Here is a 2,736-nt window from a genome sequence, read left to right as displayed (position 1 = left end):
AAATGGGCTTTTTATGCGCGCATCAGCGCGCATCTAGCTAGTTTCGGTACCGAGCAGGGAGTTCTGCAACAGCCACGGTCGGAATCGCAAAACGAGGATAAAGGTGCTAGGTTAGATAGCGAGATAGCCCAAAAACGAAAGGAGGCAAGCAAGTCCAGCGGCTTTAACCACCCACCTTCGTGAAGCCTCCCATTCCATAGCCCCATATCGACCACGCTCCAGCGAGGAACACCGCCGTTAACAAGGCGTACACGAGGGTTAATCGTGGCTGACCAGTGTTTACGGTTTGTATAAAGAGCAGGAAGTTGGCAAAGGGAAAGGCCCATGTAGCGACCAGGAACACCCCTAGTCCCCCCAAACCAAACTCGCGACGGCCGTAGGAGTTGACTTCAGCCCCCAAGTAAATGCCCGCCACCAGCAAGCCCAGTAGCAGAAAAAGGCAGCCATTGAGCAGAAGCGGTTGGCGGTAAGAGGTCATACTATCGGGCGTCAAGTGCTTAGCGAAAGATAGGGTACATCAAATAGGAGGGTTCAGGTAATCTTCTTTCGTCTGCTCATGACGCCGGACTAGGTAATCCACACGAAGATTTCGCGTTCGACGCGCCCCTGATACACTTGATAAATGTTCCCTTGGTAATAGCGCGAGGGCTTCCCGTTTTCAACGCCGGAGCGTTCCACGTAATAATAGTGCCGGCCGTCCCGGCCGTCGCACTGGGCTGAGAAAGCTAAGAAGATGGCATTCGGCTCGGTTCCGGACGCATGGAGTTGCGTGCGCAACGCTTGCCATTCCGCCGACGCATTGGGCGTGGCCAAGCACTCCGGCCGCACGGCGAGACGCAGGGCCGCATCCAGGTTGGTGCGGATGTGTTCGGTGCGGCCGATGAAGTTGGAGGCATCCGTTTCCTCGCGGAACCGATGAAAACGAGCGGGCACCACTACCACGAAAGGGCCGTGAAGGCCATCGCGGCGGATAATGTAATCGTAGACCAAGCCTACCTCGGTGGCGCCGTGCGGGGAATAGGGTTCACACCCGCTGCTCAGGCCAGCCAGCACGAGGCAGGCGCTGGTGAGTAGAAACGCAGTTGATTTGGCCATGAGTAGAAAAGATGGGGCCTCAAAGAAAGGGGCTTCCGTTGTTCACCCAAACGGTAGTCCAGCAAGCATCACGAAGCACCGTCTTGGTCGGGCAGGCGCAACGTGACCGTTGGCGGATGGAGGGTCCCCAGGTCTGCCGTGACAAAGTAACGTCCGTCATGCGCCGAATACACGTGCCGGGCCAGCACGCCTTCTTTCGCCAGTGCACGAAGCCCCTGCTCTACTTCTTTGTCGCTGGTCAGCAACGGATGCTGTGCCTGTACGGCCGGGTTGTCTTGCAGAAAATTGAGTAAGAACCACGCGTCAATGCCCGTGCATCCGCCCTCTTTGGCGTAATCAAAGTCCACTTCGCACCCGGGCATGAGCACCAAACAGCCCGTGCCATGGAACGCATACCGCACGCGCTGTTGTGCATCCAAGTACCCGGCCCAGGTACCGGGGCTCTCCTGGTGCCGCTGGAAGCCGGGGTCTTGGGCCGATTTGGCATTTAATAAGTTCACGGCCCGAAACACAGCTGCTTGGTAGGCGTGAATCAGTTCGAGAACTTGTTGCTTAACTGTGGGCATCGGACAGGTTATGGCTTGTTCAAGAAAACGGTCGTGGCTTGAACGCGCTCCAGCAAGGCAAATGAGAGTACCTTGGTCGTCATGGGCTGGACCGTTGTATTAGAAGGGGAACACAAAGACCCGATTGCTTGCCTTAGCGCCGATTTTAGGACAGGCGTAAATCTGGACCAAGAGGCGTTTCGGTTGCTGTGCTACCTAGACCCCTACGGGGACACGACGTTCAACTGCCTGCAAACACCGGATTTGCTTCGGGACCTGGCCCTGTTACTGGTGATGGAGCCCAACCCGTTGGGCGACGAACTCATCGCCTTGGTAAACCGGAGCCAAGAGGAGGTACACCTGTATGTATGCTTTTACGGGGACTAAGCCCTGTTTGCTTTGTTTACGCAAAGGGTCGAAGCAGTAGCAGTTATTGCGGGGTCTTTTTCAACGTTGCAAGTAGGCCTGCACGTCGGCGGCCAGCGGCCCGACGGCGAGCACGGCGTTACGCAGGCGGGTTTCGGTGCAGTTCAGGGTTTGGCACCAGTAGTTGACTTCCACGGTAGAAGCCAGGTTGACGCGCGTGGCGTCGGCAGGGGGTGAAGGGAGCATGCCAGCTATACGCAAGGGCGCGAAAAAAACGGGAGTGTTCAGCTAAAACAGCGTTACAAGGTTCTTCAATTGGGTTGCCTTTGCATTTCCCTTACAACATCTTCAGGGGTGAGAAAATGTAAGGGAATAGCAGTAACGCCAGCAGGGCCATGATGATTAAGATGGCCATGCGCTTTTCGCCCTTTGCTCGGACGGCGACCACGATGAAAACAATCAGGTAACCAAGCGCGCAGGGGATGCCAATGACCAGCGCACCCAGTAAGCCGATAGAGTCGAGTTGGTCAAGTAGTAAGGGCATTTATAAAAATAGGGAAACGCAAGGAGGCCGGAGTCAATTCGCCAAAAGCAGGTTCAGCGAAACGGTCGTGGCTGTTGCAGAACTCTTAGTGAAGCCGCTAAAGGAGTGTTCGACGAGCCGACTTAAGCTAAAAAGGCGCTTAAATGGGCTTTTTATGCGCGCATCAGCGCGCATCTAGCTAGTTTC

General features: G+C 55.7%; 5 protein-coding genes. All 5 read right to left on the bottom strand.

The genetic code is table 11. The features are described from left to right. Nucleotides 1-163: 163 nt before the first annotated feature. On the bottom strand, nt 164-478 hold the full coding sequence (locus ACYU70_RS22420) for a hypothetical protein (RefSeq protein ID WP_342300164.1): 315 nt from the start codon (nt 476-478) through the stop codon (nt 164-166). An 89-nt stretch (nt 479-567) separates the two neighbouring features. Then, on the bottom strand, nt 568-1,095 hold the full coding sequence (locus tag ACYU70_RS22415) for a hypothetical protein (RefSeq protein WP_342300166.1): 528 nt from the start codon (nt 1,093-1,095) through the stop codon (nt 568-570). A gap of 68 nt (nt 1,096-1,163) precedes the next feature. Continuing rightward, the gene (locus ACYU70_RS22410) at nt 1,164-1,661 is read right to left on the bottom strand and encodes a DUF6896 domain-containing protein (protein ID WP_342300168.1); all 498 of its coding nucleotides are present in this window, start codon (nt 1,659-1,661) and stop codon (nt 1,164-1,166) included. A gap of 426 nt (nt 1,662-2,087) precedes the next feature. Then, a complete protein-coding gene (locus ACYU70_RS22405; protein ID WP_342300170.1) occupies nt 2,088-2,252 on the bottom strand; it encodes a DUF3606 domain-containing protein in 165 nt (54 codons plus the stop codon). Between the two features lie 91 nt (nt 2,253-2,343). Beyond that, nucleotides 2,344-2,550: a hypothetical protein gene (locus ACYU70_RS22400; RefSeq protein ID WP_342300171.1), complete on the bottom strand. Its 207-nt coding sequence runs from the start codon at nt 2,548-2,550 to the stop codon at nt 2,344-2,346. Between the last annotated feature and the right edge of the window lie 186 nt (nt 2,551-2,736).

The sequence above is a fragment of the Hymenobacter segetis genome, from assembly GCF_054776495.1.
This window is presented reverse-complemented; position numbering and strand designations above follow the sequence as displayed.